The 14,949-nt window shown below is 64.0% G+C and carries 15 protein-coding genes and 3 tRNA genes; 15 read left to right on the forward strand and 3 right to left on the reverse strand.

Features of this window, described 5'->3' with window-relative positions; all coding sequences use genetic code 11:
• The first annotated feature begins 1 nt into the window (after position 1).
• Together AC1DMA_RS26295 and fusA are read left to right on the forward strand one after the other, a co-directional pair.
• Entirely contained in the window at positions 2–781 is a 780-nt protein-coding gene (locus tag AC1DMA_RS26295) for a PP2C family protein-serine/threonine phosphatase (RefSeq protein ID WP_478145976.1), read from the forward strand.
• Positions 782–894: 113 nt separating this feature from the next.
• Positions 895–2,955, forward strand: coding sequence for an elongation factor G (gene fusA, locus AC1DMA_RS26300; RefSeq protein WP_478145977.1), 2,061 nt, complete (start codon positions 895–897; stop codon positions 2,953–2,955).
• A gap of 12 nt (positions 2,956–2,967) precedes the next feature.
• Here fusA and AC1DMA_RS26305 read toward each other — a convergent pair whose 3' ends face one another.
• The gene (locus AC1DMA_RS26305; RefSeq protein WP_478145978.1) at positions 2,968–4,098 is read right to left on the reverse strand and encodes a type VI secretion system protein; all 1,131 of its coding nucleotides are present in this window, start codon (positions 4,096–4,098) and stop codon (positions 2,968–2,970) included.
• A 4-nt stretch (positions 4,099–4,102) separates the two neighbouring features.
• A complete protein-coding gene (locus tag AC1DMA_RS26310) occupies positions 4,103–5,428 on the reverse strand; it encodes a DotU family type IV/VI secretion system protein (RefSeq protein WP_478145979.1) in 1,326 nt (441 codons plus the stop codon).
• 236 nt (positions 5,429–5,664) lie between these two features.
• Here AC1DMA_RS26310 and AC1DMA_RS26315 point away from each other — a divergent pair, with 236 nt between their 5' ends.
• Positions 5,665–6,339, forward strand: coding sequence for a LuxR C-terminal-related transcriptional regulator (locus AC1DMA_RS26315; RefSeq protein ID WP_478128698.1), 675 nt, complete (start codon positions 5,665–5,667; stop codon positions 6,337–6,339).
• A 26-nt stretch (positions 6,340–6,365) separates the two neighbouring features.
• Complete coding sequence (locus AC1DMA_RS26320; protein WP_478145980.1) at positions 6,366–7,037, forward strand: phosphoglycolate phosphatase; 672 nt, start codon at positions 6,366–6,368, stop codon at positions 7,035–7,037.
• Between the two features lie 19 nt (positions 7,038–7,056).
• Here AC1DMA_RS26320 and AC1DMA_RS26325 read toward each other — a convergent pair whose 3' ends face one another.
• The gene (locus AC1DMA_RS26325) at positions 7,057–7,644 is read right to left on the reverse strand and encodes a chalcone isomerase family protein (protein ID WP_478145981.1); all 588 of its coding nucleotides are present in this window, start codon (positions 7,642–7,644) and stop codon (positions 7,057–7,059) included.
• A 280-nt stretch (positions 7,645–7,924) separates the two neighbouring features.
• Here AC1DMA_RS26325 and trpE point away from each other — a divergent pair, with 280 nt between their 5' ends.
• The 11 genes from trpE to AC1DMA_RS26380 all read left to right on the forward strand — a co-directional run.
• On the forward strand, positions 7,925–9,427 hold the full coding sequence (trpE, locus tag AC1DMA_RS26330; RefSeq protein ID WP_478145982.1) for an anthranilate synthase component I: 1,503 nt from the start codon (positions 7,925–7,927) through the stop codon (positions 9,425–9,427).
• Positions 9,424–9,816 carry a GxxExxY protein gene (locus AC1DMA_RS26335; RefSeq protein ID WP_478145983.1) on the forward strand — a complete coding sequence of 131 codons (393 nt, stop codon included), beginning with the start codon at positions 9,424–9,426 and terminating at the stop codon, positions 9,814–9,816. The genes trpE and AC1DMA_RS26335 overlap by 4 nt, the downstream gene beginning before the upstream one ends.
• Positions 9,813–10,397: an anthranilate synthase component II gene (locus AC1DMA_RS26340; RefSeq protein WP_478145984.1), complete on the forward strand. Its 585-nt coding sequence runs from the start codon at positions 9,813–9,815 to the stop codon at positions 10,395–10,397. The genes AC1DMA_RS26335 and AC1DMA_RS26340 overlap by 4 nt, the downstream gene beginning before the upstream one ends.
• Positions 10,398–10,400: 3 nt before the next feature.
• On the forward strand, positions 10,401–11,456 hold the full coding sequence (gene ltaE / locus AC1DMA_RS26345) for a low-specificity L-threonine aldolase (protein WP_478145985.1): 1,056 nt from the start codon (positions 10,401–10,403) through the stop codon (positions 11,454–11,456).
• Positions 11,457–11,499: 43 nt separating this feature from the next.
• A complete protein-coding gene (gene trpD, locus AC1DMA_RS26350) occupies positions 11,500–12,528 on the forward strand; it encodes an anthranilate phosphoribosyltransferase (RefSeq protein WP_478145986.1) in 1,029 nt (342 codons plus the stop codon).
• 14 nt (positions 12,529–12,542) lie between these two features.
• Positions 12,543–13,343 (forward strand): indole-3-glycerol phosphate synthase TrpC, encoded by an 801-nt coding sequence (gene trpC / locus AC1DMA_RS26355; protein ID WP_478145987.1) that lies wholly within the window; start codon positions 12,543–12,545, stop codon positions 13,341–13,343.
• Positions 13,340–14,038, forward strand: a complete 699-nt coding sequence (locus AC1DMA_RS26360; RefSeq protein WP_478145988.1) for a uracil-DNA glycosylase — start codon at positions 13,340–13,342, stop codon at positions 14,036–14,038. Before trpC ends, AC1DMA_RS26360 begins: the two co-directional genes overlap by 4 nt.
• A gap of 170 nt (positions 14,039–14,208) precedes the next feature.
• A tRNA-Tyr gene (locus tag AC1DMA_RS26365) sits at positions 14,209–14,294 on the forward strand.
• A gap of 107 nt (positions 14,295–14,401) precedes the next feature.
• Positions 14,402–14,475 (forward strand) — tRNA-Gly (locus tag AC1DMA_RS26370).
• Positions 14,476–14,518: 43 nt separating this feature from the next.
• A tRNA-Thr gene (locus AC1DMA_RS26375) sits at positions 14,519–14,593 on the forward strand.
• A gap of 75 nt (positions 14,594–14,668) precedes the next feature.
• Positions 14,669–14,949 (forward strand): GTP-binding protein (locus tag AC1DMA_RS26380; RefSeq protein ID WP_478128708.1); only part of this gene is annotated, 281 nt, incomplete at its 3' end.

Raw genomic sequence — 14,949 nt, forward strand, 5'->3', positions numbered from 1 at the left:
AGTGACACTGAAAGTGAAAGGCGCCCCGGTGGACTTGGAGATCGTCAGCCTGTCGAGGCAGGGCGACCGGCAGTACAACGAAGACGTCTTCGGCCAATGGAGGGACGAACGCTTCGTCGCCTGCGTGGTGGCCGATGGCGCCGGGGGCCATGGCGGCGGCGATGTCGCGGCCGAGATCGCCTGCGCCAGCGTGCTCCAGGGCTTTGCAGCGGCGCCGGGGCTCGAAAGCGGCAGGCTCCGGCACCTGCTGGAGGAGGCCAATCGCGCCGTGGTGGCGCGCCAGGCCGAAGGCGGCAGGCTGGCGGCGATGCGCTCCACCGTCGTCATGGCCGCCATCGATCTTCATGCGCATGAGATCGCATGGGCGCATACCGGAGACAGCAGGGCCTATCTGTTTCGGGATCGGGCCATGGTGACCCGTACCGTCGACCACAGCTTCGTCCAGCAGATGGTGAGCAGCGGATTGATCGACGAGGAACACGCGAGGCAGCACCCGCGACGCAATCTGCTGCTGTCGGCGCTTGGCGCTCCCGACGAAGAGCTCGACGTCGAAGTGTCCAGGCGCATGCCGCTCGTGGCGGGAGATGCGGTGCTGCTGTGCAGCGACGGCGTCTGGGAGGTGCTGGGGGACGTCCGGCTGTGCGAGACGCTGCGGGCCTCGCGCGACGCGAGCGAGTGGATCGCGAACATCGGGGATGAGGTCAGCTTGCAAGCGGTGCCGGGGCAGGACAACTACACCGCCGTCGCCATTTGGCTCAATTCAGGCCTGAACCGATCCTGACCCGCATCGGCTTGCGTCCGGCCGGTCAATCCCGTACGCTGGATTGCCGTCCAGACGACGCGCGGCCCGGTCGGGCCGTTCGGCCGTCTCCGGGGTGTCGAGGAGACCCACTCATGCCAAGCCGATCGAACGGCCTCGCGGCCGAAATGGAAGCGGTGCGGACGCTGGCGCTCGTTGGAGCGTCCGCTTCCGGCAAGACCACGCTCGCCGAGGCGCTGCTCCACAGAACAGGCGCCATCGGCGCACCGGGCAGCGTCGAACGCGGCAGCACCGTCAGCGACCACGATCCGCTCGAACGGCGAATGCAGCACTCGCTGAACGCGTCGATCATGCATATGACGCATGCGGACACGCGGATCCACTTCATCGACACGCCCGGCGGCTCGGACTTCCTGGGCCAGAGCCTGCCAGCCCTGGAAGCCGTCGAAACAGCGGCGATCGTCATCAACGCCAGCACCGGCGTCGAGCAGATGGCTGTGCGCATGATGGAATACGCGGCGTCCCGGCATCTCACGCGCATGGTGATCGTGAACAAGATCGATGCCCAAGGCGTCGACCTGCCCGGGCTGCTGGCGCAGATCCAGGCCGCGTTCGGCCGCGAATGCCTGCCGCTGAACCTTCCGGACGACAACGGCAACCGCGTGGTCGACTGCTTCTACAGCCGCGACGGGCATTGCGACTTCGGCGCTGTCGACGCTGCGCACCGCGCCCTCGTCGAACAGGTGGTCGAGGTCGATGCGGCCTTTGTCGATCGCTACCTGAACGACGGAGATGTCGACCCGAGCGAGCTGCATGCACCGCTCGAGCAGGCGCTGCGTGAAGGCCATCTGATCCCCGTCTGCTTCGTATCGGCGCGCACAGGGGCGGGCGTGGCGGAACTGCTCGACGTAATGGTCAAGCTGCTGCCGGATCCGACCGAGGCCAATCCGCCGGACTTCCTCGTGGGAGAAGGGGCCTCGGCTGAACCCATGGCGGCTCGGCCGGCCCCTTCTTTGCACGTGCTGGCGCACGTGTTCAAGGTCACGGTCGATCCTTATGTGGGCAAGATGGGCATCTTCAGGGTGCACCAGGGAACCGTGACCCGCGACAGCCAACTCTTCGTGGGCGATGGCCGCAAGCCCTTCAAGGTCGGCCATCTCTTCATGCTGCAGGGCAAGGACCATGTGGAGGTGTCGCGCGCGCTTCCCGGTGACATCGTGGCCGTGGCGAAGGTCGACGAGATTCGCTTCGACTCCGTTCTGCACGACGCGGCCGAGGACGACCATGTTCATCTGGCGCCGCTGGAGTTTCCGGTGCCGGTACACGGCCTCGCCATCGAGCCCAAGCGGCATGGCGACGAGCAGCGCATGTGGGAAATCCTCGGCAAGCTGGTGGGGRAAGACCCGTGCCTGCGTGTCGAGCACGTGGCCGCGACCAATGAATCGGTGGTGTACGGGCTTGGCGAGTTGCATCTGCGGGTATTGCTCGACCGCCTGAGGGAGGTGTATCGCTTCGAGGTCAACACGCGCCCGCCGCGGATTGCCTACCGGGAAACAGTGACGGCACCGGCCGAGGGCCATCATCGCCACAAGAAGCAGACCGGCGGCGCGGGCCAGTTCGGCGAGGTGTTTCTTCGCATCGAGCCGCTGGCGCGCGGCGAAGGCTTCGAGTTCGTCGATCAGGTGAAGGGCGGAACGATCCCCGGCCAGTTCATTCCCGCCGTTGAGAAGGGCGTGCGCGAGGTGCTGACGACCGGCGCGATCGCCGGTTACCCGGTCGTCGACGTGCGCGTGGTGGTCTACGACGGAAAGCACCACAGCGTCGACAGCAAGGACATCGCCTTCGCCACGGCGGGCCGCAAGGCGTTCATGGCCGCGATCCGCGAGGCGCGGGCGATCGTGCTGGAGCCTATCGTGCAGATCGAGATCGCCGCACCCGATAGCGCGGTCGGCGACGTCACGGGCGACCTGTCGTCGCGGCGCGGGCTCGTGACCGGCACGTCGAATCTGGCGGCCGGCACGATCGTCGTTCGGGGCCAGGTGCCGATGTCGGAGTTGTCCAGCTATCAGTCGCGGCTCAATGCGATGACCAGCGGCCAGGGGCGCTACACGATCGCGTTGTCGCATTACGAAGCCGTTCCGCCCAGTGTTCAGCAGACCTTGATGGGCCAACACCGCGTGCGCGACGAAGATTGAAGCCTGCAAGCGTCAGATCCGCGTCGAATCGAAATCGCTGTCGCTGCCGGCGCCGGGTCTTCTCGAATGCGCAAGCGGCTGGTCGGTGGGAAGAAAGCGCGTGAAGAGATCCTGCGCGAAGGCGCCGCCGCTGCCGTCGGGCAGTGCGGCCGTGAAGTAGAGCCCTCGCCAGCGCGGCGAGCGCGGTCCCCGGCCATTGCCGAAGAGGCAGTCCGCCGTAGCGCGAAGGCCCGGTTGCAGCGACCGGACCTGCTCCACGAAGGCATGGATCGCCCGCCGCTCGGCCGGGTGTTCGCTGGAACGGAAAAGCGCCATCCGCAGTGCATACATGCGCTGCATGAACTCCGCGAAGAGTCCGTCCAGCTGGGTGTCGGCCGGCGCGCGAGGCGATGCGTCGTTGCGCAGCCGATGACCGAGCGCCTGCGAGAGAACTTGCTGCGGCAGCGAGTCGCGCACGACCTGATAACCGTCGAGGCGCTCCAGGCCGGTCACCACGAGATAGACCGGCAATTGAATGCGCAGATGCTCCGCTGCTTCCTGCACGAGCGTGCGCAGCCGTTGGGCGACCGTTGCCCTGCCGCGTGCAGTGTCCAGCAGCATCGAGACGCTGACGCACACCACGATGCCGTTGAGCGGCAATCGCTTGCGGCGCTCCGCGAGTTCCAGCAGGGCGCAATACCAGAGGCTGCGATCGCTGGGGCTCTGCGGGTCGGCCGTCCAGTGCGGATCGATGTCGATGGCGATCATCGACGTCAGTCGCTGCCAATGCCAGAAGGCAAATGGCTGGCTGGCGCTGTCTGGTGGTGCCGACGAACGACCGCTCGCTGCGGCGAGCAGATCGGGCACGTTCGCCAGGGGATCGCCCACGAACAGGAACCATGGGATGGCGTAGAGCGGATTGCGCACCGCACCCGAAGGCTTCACATTGGCGAGTGACTGCAGCTGGCTGGCGAGGGGCGCCTTGATTCTGATGACGTCGGCGTCTGTGGGCGACACGTGGCCCTCCGCGGAATTTTCGATGCACATGCGCAAGCGCCGCCGACGCGCGGCCCGGCCAGAACCCAGCAGCGCCCACCACAGGCTGAGGAAGGCGAGCAGGCACGCCACGAGCAAAGACCAGAAATGAGCGGGTATCGAAGTCATCGCATCAGCGTGGAACCGTCTCGAGAAAGACGAAGTCGGCGATCACCTGCGCGCCGGTATCAGCCGTCGCCAGCGACTCTCGCAAGCGCTGCAGGTAGGCGGAGGCCAGCTCGAAGGGTGGCCTGTCCGCGGTATCGCTGAAGGGAGTCGGCGACGACAGGGCCGTGAGGAGCACGGTGCCGAACGGCGGCGCCACGAGCCAGCTCGCGGGGATGTCCTTGCCCAGTTCGATCACTTCGCTGGCCCGCACGCGCGGCTGCCCCCTGCCCGCGTTGAGATGCATCACCGCACCGTCGGCGGTGTAGTAGTCGACCCAGAGATAGCCTTCGTACTTGGCGTTCGTCACCTGGAACAGCACGGGATCGCCCTCGCGCAGCCTGCCATGGTGTGCGGTCGAAGCCTCCACCTTCAGGCCGAGGCCCATGTCACGGTTGCGGGCCTGGTGGGTCTTCAGGATCGCAACCACCTCGCAATGAGGCCAGACCCGCAACTGCAGGTCGAAGTTTGCGGCACTGACTCCCGGAAGGGCGCGCACATCCTCCTGCACCTTCGCCACCTGCTCCGATTGAGACACGAAGCCGCTGACCTGGACCATCCCGTCCGGTGTGACCGCCGCCGAAAGATCCGTGCAAGCGTAAGTCTGCAGTTGCTGGTCGACACGCTGGACGAGCGTGGGCGGTGATTCCCGAGGCGACGCCATCAGCACCGAGAACAGATAAGCCAGCGGAATGGCGGCCGCCAGCGCGGCGCCCGTGCGCAACAGCGCCCGCTTGCGGCCTTGCGGATCGCGCGGGCCTGGCGGATCGGGCATGCCATAGGGCTGCGGAGTGATGTGATCCTCGGCCAGTTTTTCCAGGCATGCAGGTTGGATTGCCAACTGCTTGCCGTGGAGCTCCTTGAGCTTGCCAAGTTCGCCCCGGTCGTCGCCCTCGAAGTAATACTGGCCCTTGAAACCAAGCGCCAGTGCGTGCCAGTACACCTCGCGCACTTCCTGCTCGCCGGCAGGCAGCGCGGAAAGATGGTGGAAGAACTCGCTGTGTGCGTTGTTCGAATTGAAGAGCAGGACTTGCAGCGGCTCCGTCCCGTCCGCGCAATCGGGATGCCGGGCGAGGATTTCGTCGATCCAGGCCACCATCGCAAACAGCGCGGATTCGACCTGTTCTGCCGGCTTGTCCAGCTTGCGAGCGGCCGCTCGGGCCTCTTCGAGGAGCATGCGTGCTTTGCGCCGGGCCGCATCGCATGAGCCATTGACGCGGCCTGCGGCGATCGATGCATCGAGCGCGAGGCCAAAGGAGAGCAGGGGCGAAAAGCAGTCGAGCAGGCGCGCCATGCGGAGCTCGCGGCTAGGCTTTGCTGGCGACGGGGTGGACGCTGCGATTGCGCCCGCATCGATGGCACATGGCCGTTTTTCCCTGTCGTTTCTGGATTGGGAAACGATTCTTTCATGCGCGCGGGCGCGCGCTATACCGCTTGGGAGCTATGTCGTTCGTAGGCAAATCCGCCTTGATGCGGGCGGGTTTCGCCGGTATCTTCGGCGTGCTGAGTTCATCAATGATGGGGCAAGCCATGAAAATCCTGATCGCCGACGACCACCGGCTCGTCATCGAGGCGGTCAAGGCCAAGCTGTCGGAACTGCAGTCCGAAATCGAATTCGTCCTGGCAATGAGCGTCGACGAATTGCTCGCCGGTGCATCCGACGACATCGACCTGGCCATGATCGACCTGAACATGCCGGGCGCCGAAGGCCAGGCTCACATCGACGAGATTCGCCGCCGGCACCCGGCTGTCCCGGTGATCGTGCTTTCCGGCTACGAAGATCCGGCCATCATGCGCAGTGCGCTCGAGCGGGGTGTGCTTGGCTTCATCCCCAAGGCCTATTCACCCGAGGTGATGCTGTCGGCCGTGAGGCTGGTGCTGGCCGGTGGCATTTATGTGCCGCCGATGATGTTGTCGGCCGTGCCGCCGGGCGTCATCGCAGGGATTCCGGGTACCGAAGGGGCACAGCGTGGATCGGCCGCGGCTTCCGCACAGACACTGGAGCATCTTCGCAATGTGCTGACGGAGCGGCAGGTCGAGGTGCTGCAGCTCCTGTCGCAGGGCAAGCCCAACAAGCTGATCGGGCGTGCGCTGGGCATCAGCGAAGGCACCGTCAAGATCCACCTTGCTGCGATCTTCCGCGCGCTGAACGTGCGCAACCGGACAGAGGCGGTCGTTGCCGCGCAGTCGCTGACCGAAGCCTGAGGGGTCGGCGCCTTTATCCTCGGGCGATGGCCCTGGATCTTGCAAACTTCGACGCGGCGATCATCGACCTCGACGGCACGTTGATCGACACCATCGGCGATTTCCTCATCGCCTTGAACCGCATGCTCGATGAACTCGACCTGCCGCACGTCGATGCACCGACAGTGACGGCCATGGTCGGCAAAGGCTCGGAGCACCTTATCCACTCCGTGCTCCAGCAGGTGCGAGCTACTTCTTTGGATGAGACCGCGTGGTTCGATCGCGCGTGGCCGCGCTACCAGCACCACTATCTCGCCATCAATGGCCAGCATGCCGCGGTGTACGCCGGCGTCGTAGAAGGCCTTGCGGCCCTGCAGGCGCGCGGTCTGCGCCTGGCCTGCCTGACCAACAAGCCGACAGCCTTCGCGCGGCCATTGCTGGCCGCCAAGGGGCTGGACAAATTCTTCGACGTCATGTTCGGCGGCGACGCCTTCGAACGAAAAAAGCCCGACCCACTGCCGCTGATCAAGGCTTGCGAAGCGCTGGGCGCTCAACCGGCGCGGACCTTGATGATCGGCGACTCGAGCAACGACGCGAGGGCCGCGCGCGCCGCCGGTTGCCCGGTGGTGCTGGTCACCTATGGCTACAACCATGGCGAACCGATCCGCGGCGTGGACGCGGACGGGTTTGTCGATTCGCTGGCAGAGATCGGCGCGTAGCCCAGGCGGCCTGCCTGCGCTACTTGCCGAGCAAGGCGTCCTTCAGCTTCCAATCGGCAGGCGCGGGGCCGAGCCAGATCCGCATCAGTGCGTTGAAGAAGGCTTGCTCCTTGATGGGCTCACCCTGCGGAACGCCTTTCACCGAAATTACCGTGCCGGTGCCCGGCGCCCAGTCGACGGTGAAGGTGTCGCCTGCCTTCAACTGCTTCTGGTCCGAGAAGATCTGGCTCATGCGCAGCAGGCCGGGAATCAGTTGCGACATCTCTGCCTTGGGCGAGTTGTCTTCCACGCCGCGGGTGAAGAGCTTGCCCAGCTCATTCGAGTCGATATCGCGCAGCATGGTGATGCTCATGCGCTTTGCACCCGGTGCGGCGAGCACTTCTTCGGGGGTTGCCGCCTTCTTGCTCAGGTAGAGACCGGCTGTGTAGACCTTGAACACAGCCTTGAATCGAACGCCCGCGCCGTTGAGTTGCAGCTTGCTTCCGTGCAGATCGAGGGCTTCGTCGATCTTGACGCCTCCCACATCGATCTGGGCGGCCGACGCCGCAAGCGACGCGAGGGTGAGGGCGGTCAGCGCGAGTGCGCGCCGAAGAGCAAGCTGAAACATCAATTCCTCCTTAGGTTCTGGGGTGCGAAAAGCGTGCAATGTATCTTTTTGTACCTTCGTTGTCCCTCGGCTAAACTCCGCATTCCATGTTCATTCATCACGTCATTCAGACAGGTCAAGGCAGCCGGGGAGCCTGGCCTTGGCGCACGCCATCGACGTTGCTTGCTTGATTGCACGGCGCACGCCGTGCGCCCGAGGCCCTCAGTCACCCTGAACCGGCCAGCCTTGAATGACCCCGCCAGCGACCACGTAGCGTCCGCTGGCCGACGGAGACCCCACCGTGATCACTGAACTCGAATTCAAAAGCCTCAGCGCGCAGGGCTACAACCGCATACCGCTGATGGTCGAGGCCTTTGCCGACCTCGAAACTCCGCTTTCCCTCTATCTGAAGCTTGCCTACACCAAGGACAGCGGCAAGCACAGCTTCCTGCTCGAATCGGTCGTCGGCGGCGAGCGCTTCGGTCGCTACAGCTTCATCGGATTGCCAGCCCGCACGCTCTTGCGGGCCAGCGGCTTCGGTGCTGATGCCGTGACCGAGGTCGTCACAGATGGCAAAGTCGTGGAAAAAGCCCACGGTAATCCGCTCGACTTCGTTGCGGCTTACCAACAGCGCTTCAAGGTTGCACTGCGACCGGGGCTGCCCCGCTTCTGCGGCGGCCTGGCGGGGTACTTTGGCTACGACGCTGTGCGGCACATCGAGAAGAAGCTCGAAAAGACCTGCCCGCCCGACACCCTGGACTGCCCGGACATCCTCTTGCTGCAATGCGAGGAACTGGCGGTCATCGACAACCTCTCGGGCAAGCTCTATTTGATCGTCTACGCCGACCCCGCTCAGCCGGAGGCTTACGCCAACGCGAAGCGGCGCCTGCGCGAACTGCGCGAGCAGCTCAAATATTCGGTGAGCGCCCCACAGGTGCGACCGACGCAGGCACACCCTGCGCAGCGCAGTTTTGCCAAGGCCGACTATCTTGCAGCCGTCGAGCGGGCGAAGGAACTGATCGCCGCGGGCGATTTCATGCAGGTGCAGGTGGGCCAGCGCATCAGCAAGCGCTACACCGAGTCCCCGCTTTCGCTCTACCGCGCCTTGAGGTCGCTCAATCCGTCGCCCTACATGTATTACTACCACCTTGGTGACTTCCACGTGGTCGGCGCTTCGCCGGAGATCCTCGTGCGCCAGGAGCACACCGGGGGCGGCGAGCAGAAGATCACCATTCGGCCGCTTGCTGGCACGCGTCCGCGCGGTGCGTCGCCGGAACTGGACAAGGCGGCCGAGGTCGAGCTCATCAACGATCCGAAAGAGCGCGCCGAGCACGTGATGCTGATCGATCTGGCGCGCAATGACATCGGCCGCATCGCAAAGATCGGCAGCGTCAAGGTCACAGAGGCATTCGCCGTCGAGCGCTACAGCCATGTGATGCACATCGTGAGCAACGTCGAAGGCACGCTGAAAGAGGGCATGACTGCGATCGATGTCCTGAAGGCCACCTTTCCGGCCGGCACGCTGACCGGTGCGCCCAAGGTTCACGCGATGGAGTTGATCGACCAGCTCGAGCCCACCAAGCGAGGCATTTACGGCGGCGCCTGCGGATACATCAGCTATGCCGGCGACATGGACGTTGCGATCGCCATTCGCACCGGCATCGTGAAGGACCAAATGCTGCACGTGCAGGCGGCGGCCGGCGTGGTTGCCGATTCGGTGCCCGAACTCGAATGGAAAGAGACCGAGGCCAAGGCCCGCGCCTTGCTGCGAGCAGCCGAACTCGTCGAGGAGGGCCTGGAATGAACGCCGCAGACAACCAGAACGACGACTTCTCACACGAGATCATCGGAGCCGCCGTCGAAGTGCAGCGGGTACTTGGCATCGGTTTGGACGAGGAGGTCTACGCAGCCGCTTTCGCCATCGAACTTGCCGAGCGCGAAATCGGATTCGTGCGTGACGTGCCGGTGTCGGCCAGCTACCGGGGCCGCTCGCTCGGCGAAGTCTGCCGGGCGGGCTTCGTGGTGGAGCAATCGACCGTCGTTGAGGTGAAGGCCGTGGATGCGCTCACCGACTTGCATCGAGCGCGGGCGCAAGCGGCAGTTCGCTTGTCGGGGCTCAAGCTGGGGCTCCTCATCAACTTCAACGTGTTTCCGGTTGTCAAGGGCGTCTACCGGATCGGAGCCAAGCCATGAAGCTTCTGATGATCGACAACTACGACAGCTTCACCTACAACCTGGTGCAGTACTTCGGCGAACTCGGCGCCGATGTCGAGGTGCATCGCAACGACGAGATCACGCTTGATGAATTGCGTGAACGGATGGCCAGTGGCGTCGGGCGCCTGGTGATTTCGCCGGGGCCGTGTTCGCCGGCAGAAGCCGGGGTCTCGGTGGGAGCCATCCGCGAACTTGCCGGCCGGTTGCCCATCCTCGGTGTGTGCCTGGGTCATCAGGCAATCGGTGCAGCTTTTGGCGGAAAGATCATCCGCGCACAACAACTGATGCACGGCAAGACAAGCGAGATCACCACCACGCGCGAAGGCGTCTTTGCCGGTTTGCCTGAGAAGTTCAGCGTCAACCGCTATCACTCGCTCGCCATCGAGCGAGCGACGTGCCCTGTTGACCTGGCGGTCACCGCATGGACATCCGACGGCGAAATCATGGGCGTGCGGCACACGGGCTTCGCGCATGATGTCCGGATCGAGGGCGTGCAGTTTCACCCTGAGTCGATTCTTACGGAGCACGGCCATACGATGCTCAAAAACTTCCTGGATTGAGACATGACCACCTCCGAATCTCTCGTCGACCTGCGCAGCGACACAGTCACGCAGCCTACTGGCGCCATGCGAGAGGCCATGCTGGCCGCGCCCCTGGGCGACGACGTCTTTGCCGACGACCCCAGCGTCAATGCGCTCCAGGAGCAGATCGCCGGGATGCTTGGCTTCGAAGCGGCCCTGTTCGTGCCGACAGGCACGCAGAGCAATCTCTGCGCGATCCTTTCTCATTGCCAGCGCGGCGACGAGTACATCGTGGGTCAGCAAGCGCACTGCTACCGGTGGGAAGGCGGCGGGGCGGCGGTTTTCGGCAGCGTGCAACCGCAGCCGTTGAATCACCAGCCGGACGGCACGCTCGCGCTCGAGGACATCGAAGCCGCCATCAAGCCCGACGATGCGCATTTCGCGCGGACGCGGCTGCTGGCGCTGGAAAATACCCTCGGCGGGAAGCTGCTGCCCTTTGCCTATGTGGAGCAAGCGACGCAACTCGCCCGGCGCAGGGGATTGGGCCGTCACCTCGACGGCGCCCGGCTCTTCAATGCGGCAACGGCGCAGGCTGCTCAGCGGGGAACTCAGGTGCGTGATGAAGCGCGGCGCATTGCTGGATGTTTCGACAGCGTCTCGGTGTGTTTCAGCAAGGGGCTTGGGGCGCCGGTAGGGTCGGCGCTCTGTGGATCTCGCGAATTCATCGCGCGTGCGCATCGCATTCGCAAGATGGCCGGCGGCGGCATGCGTCAAGCGGGCGTACTGGCCGCGGCTGCCTCGCATGCTCTGGAACACCATATCGATCGCCTTTCGCAGGATCACGCGCTGGGGACCCGGCTGGCGAATGGCCTTGCAGGAATTCCCGAGCTGAGAGTCGAGCCACCGCAGACCAACCTGGTCTTCGTTGATTTGCACGGCGAGGCGCGCAATCGATCCGCAGAACTGCTGGCCCATCTGAAGAGGAACAGCGTGCTCGCGACCGGACTCTATCGGCTGCGCTTTGCGACGCACCTGGACGTCGATGCGCAGGGCGTCGATCGCGCGCTTGGCGCCATCCGGAGCTTCTTTCGCGCCTGAGCTGCCGCAACGACCAATCCACTGAACCGAACGAGACATCCAAATGCCCATCACTCCCCAGGAAGCGCTGCAACGAACCATCGAGCACCGGGAGGTGTTCCACGACGAGATGCTGCACATCGTGCGGCTCATCATGAGCGGCGAGTGTTCGCCCGTGATGATGGCGGCGCTCATCACCGGCCTGCGAGTCAAGAAGGAAACCATCGGCGAAATCACGGCAGCAGCGCAAGTCATGCGCGAAGTCGCGACGAAGGTGCCCGTGGCGGACACGACGCACCTTGTGGATATCGTCGGCACCGGGGGCGACGGCTCGCACACCTTCAACATCTCCACTTGCTCGATGTTCATTGCGGCCGCTGCGGGCGCGAAGGTCAGCAAACACGGCGGCCGAAGCGTGAGCAGCAAGTCTGGCAGCGCCGATGTGCTCGAGTCGCTCGGCGTCAACATCAACCTGAAGCCCGATCAGATCGCCAAATGCATTGCCGAGGTGGGCATCGGATTCATGTTCGCGCCGAACCATCATCCGGCCATGAAGAACGTCGCGCCGGTGCGCAAGGAACTCGGAATCAAGACGATCTTCAACATCCTCGGTCCGCTGACCAACCCGGCGGGCGCGCCGAACATCCTCATGGGCGTGTTCCACCCCGATCTCGTCGGGATCCAGGTACGGGCGCTCCAGCGTCTGGGCGCCGAACACGCGCTGGTCGTTTATGGTCGCGACGGAATGGATGAAATCTCACTCGGGTCCGCAACCATGGTGGGCGAACTCAAGGGCGGCGAAGTTCGCGAATACGAGCTCCATCCGGAGGACTTCGGCTTCTCGATGTCGAGCAACCGCGCGCTGCGCGTCGAAACACCGGAGCAATCCAAAGCGATGCTTCTTGGCGTGCTGGAGAACCAGCCCGGACCAGCCCGAGACATCGTGCTGTTGAATGCAGGCGCGGCACTCTACGCGGCGAATGTCAGCGAGTCGATTGCAGCCGGCATCGAGCGTTCGCGCACCGCACTCGAATCCGGAGCAGCGAAGACCAAGCTGGCCGAACTCGTTGCCGCCACCGCGGCCGCAACCTGAGGAGGGCATCGGACATGTCGGACATTCTCGAGAAGATCGTCGCCGTGAAGCACGAAGAACTCGTCGCGGCAAAGAAGCGTGCTCCGCTCGAAGCAGTGCGCTTCGACGCGGAAAGCCGCGTGTTGACGCGCGACTTCACTGGCGCGCTGCGCGCGAAGATCGCCGCTGGCGCGGCCGCCGTGATTGCCGAGGTCAAGAAAGCCAGTCCAAGCAAGGGCGTCCTGCGAGCAGATTTCATCCCGGCGGACATCGCGCAAAGCTATGCCGAGGGAGACGGTAAGGTCAGTGCGGCTTGCCTGTCCGTGCTGACGGATCGGCAGTTCTTTCAAGGCGGCGTCGACTACCTGAAACAGGCGCGCGCATCGTGCGATCTGCCGGTGATCCGCAAGGATTTCATCGTCGATGCGTATCAGGTGTACGAATCGCGCGCGATGGGGGCCGACGCGATCCTCCTCATTGCCGCCTGTCTTGACGATGCCCAGATGCGTGATTTCGAGACGATCGCGGTCGCACTCGGCATGGCGGTATTGGTCGAAGTACATGACAGCACTGAACTCGAACGCGCGCTGCGGCTCAAGACGCCGCTGATTGGTGTCAACAATCGCAACCTGCGCACTTTTGAGGTGTCGATTCAAACGACGATAGACCTTCGCGCGCAGGTGCCGCCCGATCGCCTGCTCGTGACGGAGTCCGGTATCGCGACCCGTGATGACGTCGCGAAGCTGAGAGCTGCCGGCGTCCACGCATTCCTGGTTGGAGAAGCCTTCATGCGTGCTGACGAACCAGGCGAGGCCCTCGCTGATCTTTTTCGATGAGCGCCGATCAACTCGCGACCTGTGACCCGGCTGACTGGCCTGTCGCGCCCGGGTGGCAGTCGTTGGTGAGCCAGTTCTTCGATTCGGCAGTGGGGCAAAAGCTGCTCGCTTACCTGCGTGAACGCCTGGAAGGGGGTGCCGTGATCTTGCCGCCGCGGCCATTGCGGGCGTTGGAGTTGACGCCGCCGAGCGATGTTCGGGTGGTGATCCTTGGCCAGGACCCTTATCACGGACGCGGCCAAGCCGAGGGGCTTGCCTTTTCAGTGGCTCCCGGCGTGGCATTGCCCCCGTCGTTGCGCAACATCTTCAAGGAGCTCGAACGGGATCTGGGCACGCCGCCGCCCAAGTTCCCTGACCCCGGGGGTAGCCTCGTGAAATGGGCGACTCACGGCGTCCTCTTGCTCAACACATGTCTGACGGTGGAAGAAGGCCGCCCGGCCAGCCATTCGGGGCGCGGTTGGGAAATCTTGACGGACGCCGTGATCCGGCATGTCGCGCAAGGAGAACGGTCCGTGGTCTTCATGCTCTGGGGCGCGCATGCGCAGAGCAAACGCACATTGATAGATACAGGTCGACACAAATTATTGACGGCGAACCACCCATCGCCGCTCTCCGCCTTGCGTCCGCCGGTCCCCTTCATCGGCTGCGGTCACTTCGGCCAGGCGCGTGCGTGGAGGGAGGGGAACTGCGCCTGAGGGGGTCGGTAAGTACTTGATTTCATGCGAGAATCGCGGGCTCGGCGCAAAACACGCCGGTCCGAGCCAACCCGTTCCGGTTTGCCTGGCCGAAGGTGCGAGCGAGAGCATGATTTGCCAAGGCTGCGATCGACCGGCCAAGGTAACCGTGCTATATTCCGAGGTTCGCCGGAGAGGTGGCCGAGTGGTTAATGGCAGCAGACTGTAAATCTGCCCTCTTACGAGTACGCTGGTTCGAATCCAGCCCTCTCCACCAGCGAATTTGGATTTTGCAGAGCGCTTGAATGTGATGTGCAGAGCCGAAGCGAAAGCAAGGCTCTGTCCTAGCTGCGGCGCAGTCCGGTCTAGGGGCTGTGTCGTTGTGCGGGAGTAGTTCAATGGTAGAACCCTAGCCTTCCAAGCTAATGACGCGGGTTCGATTCCCGTCTCCCGCTCCAGCGTCTGCATTTGGTGCTTCTGTGGTTTGGTTTTATAGATATCGCCCATTTGGCTCAGTGGTAGAGCACTCCCTTGGTAAGGGAGAGGTCGCGGGTCCGATTCCCGCAATGGGCACCAGTTCTTGGGGTTGCAGCCTGGTGGCTGCAACCCCATGTCAGTGTGTTGATCTAGTTATTTTTCGGAGTCGAGAAAATGGCAAAAGGAAAATTCACCCGCACGAAGCCGCACGTGAACGTGGGCACGATTGGTCACGTTGACCATGGCAAGACGACTCTGACGGCGGCGATCGCGACGGTGCTGTCGGCGAAGTTCGGCGGCGAAGCCAAGGCCTACGACCAGATCGACGCGGCGCCCGAAGAGAAGGCGCGCGGGATCACGATCAACACCGCGCACGTGGAGTACGAGACGGCCAACCGTCACTATGCGCACGTGGACTGCCCGGGGCACGCTGACTATGTGAAGAACATGATCAC

It is taken from the genome of Variovorax sp. 05N34 (assembly GCF_056397405.1).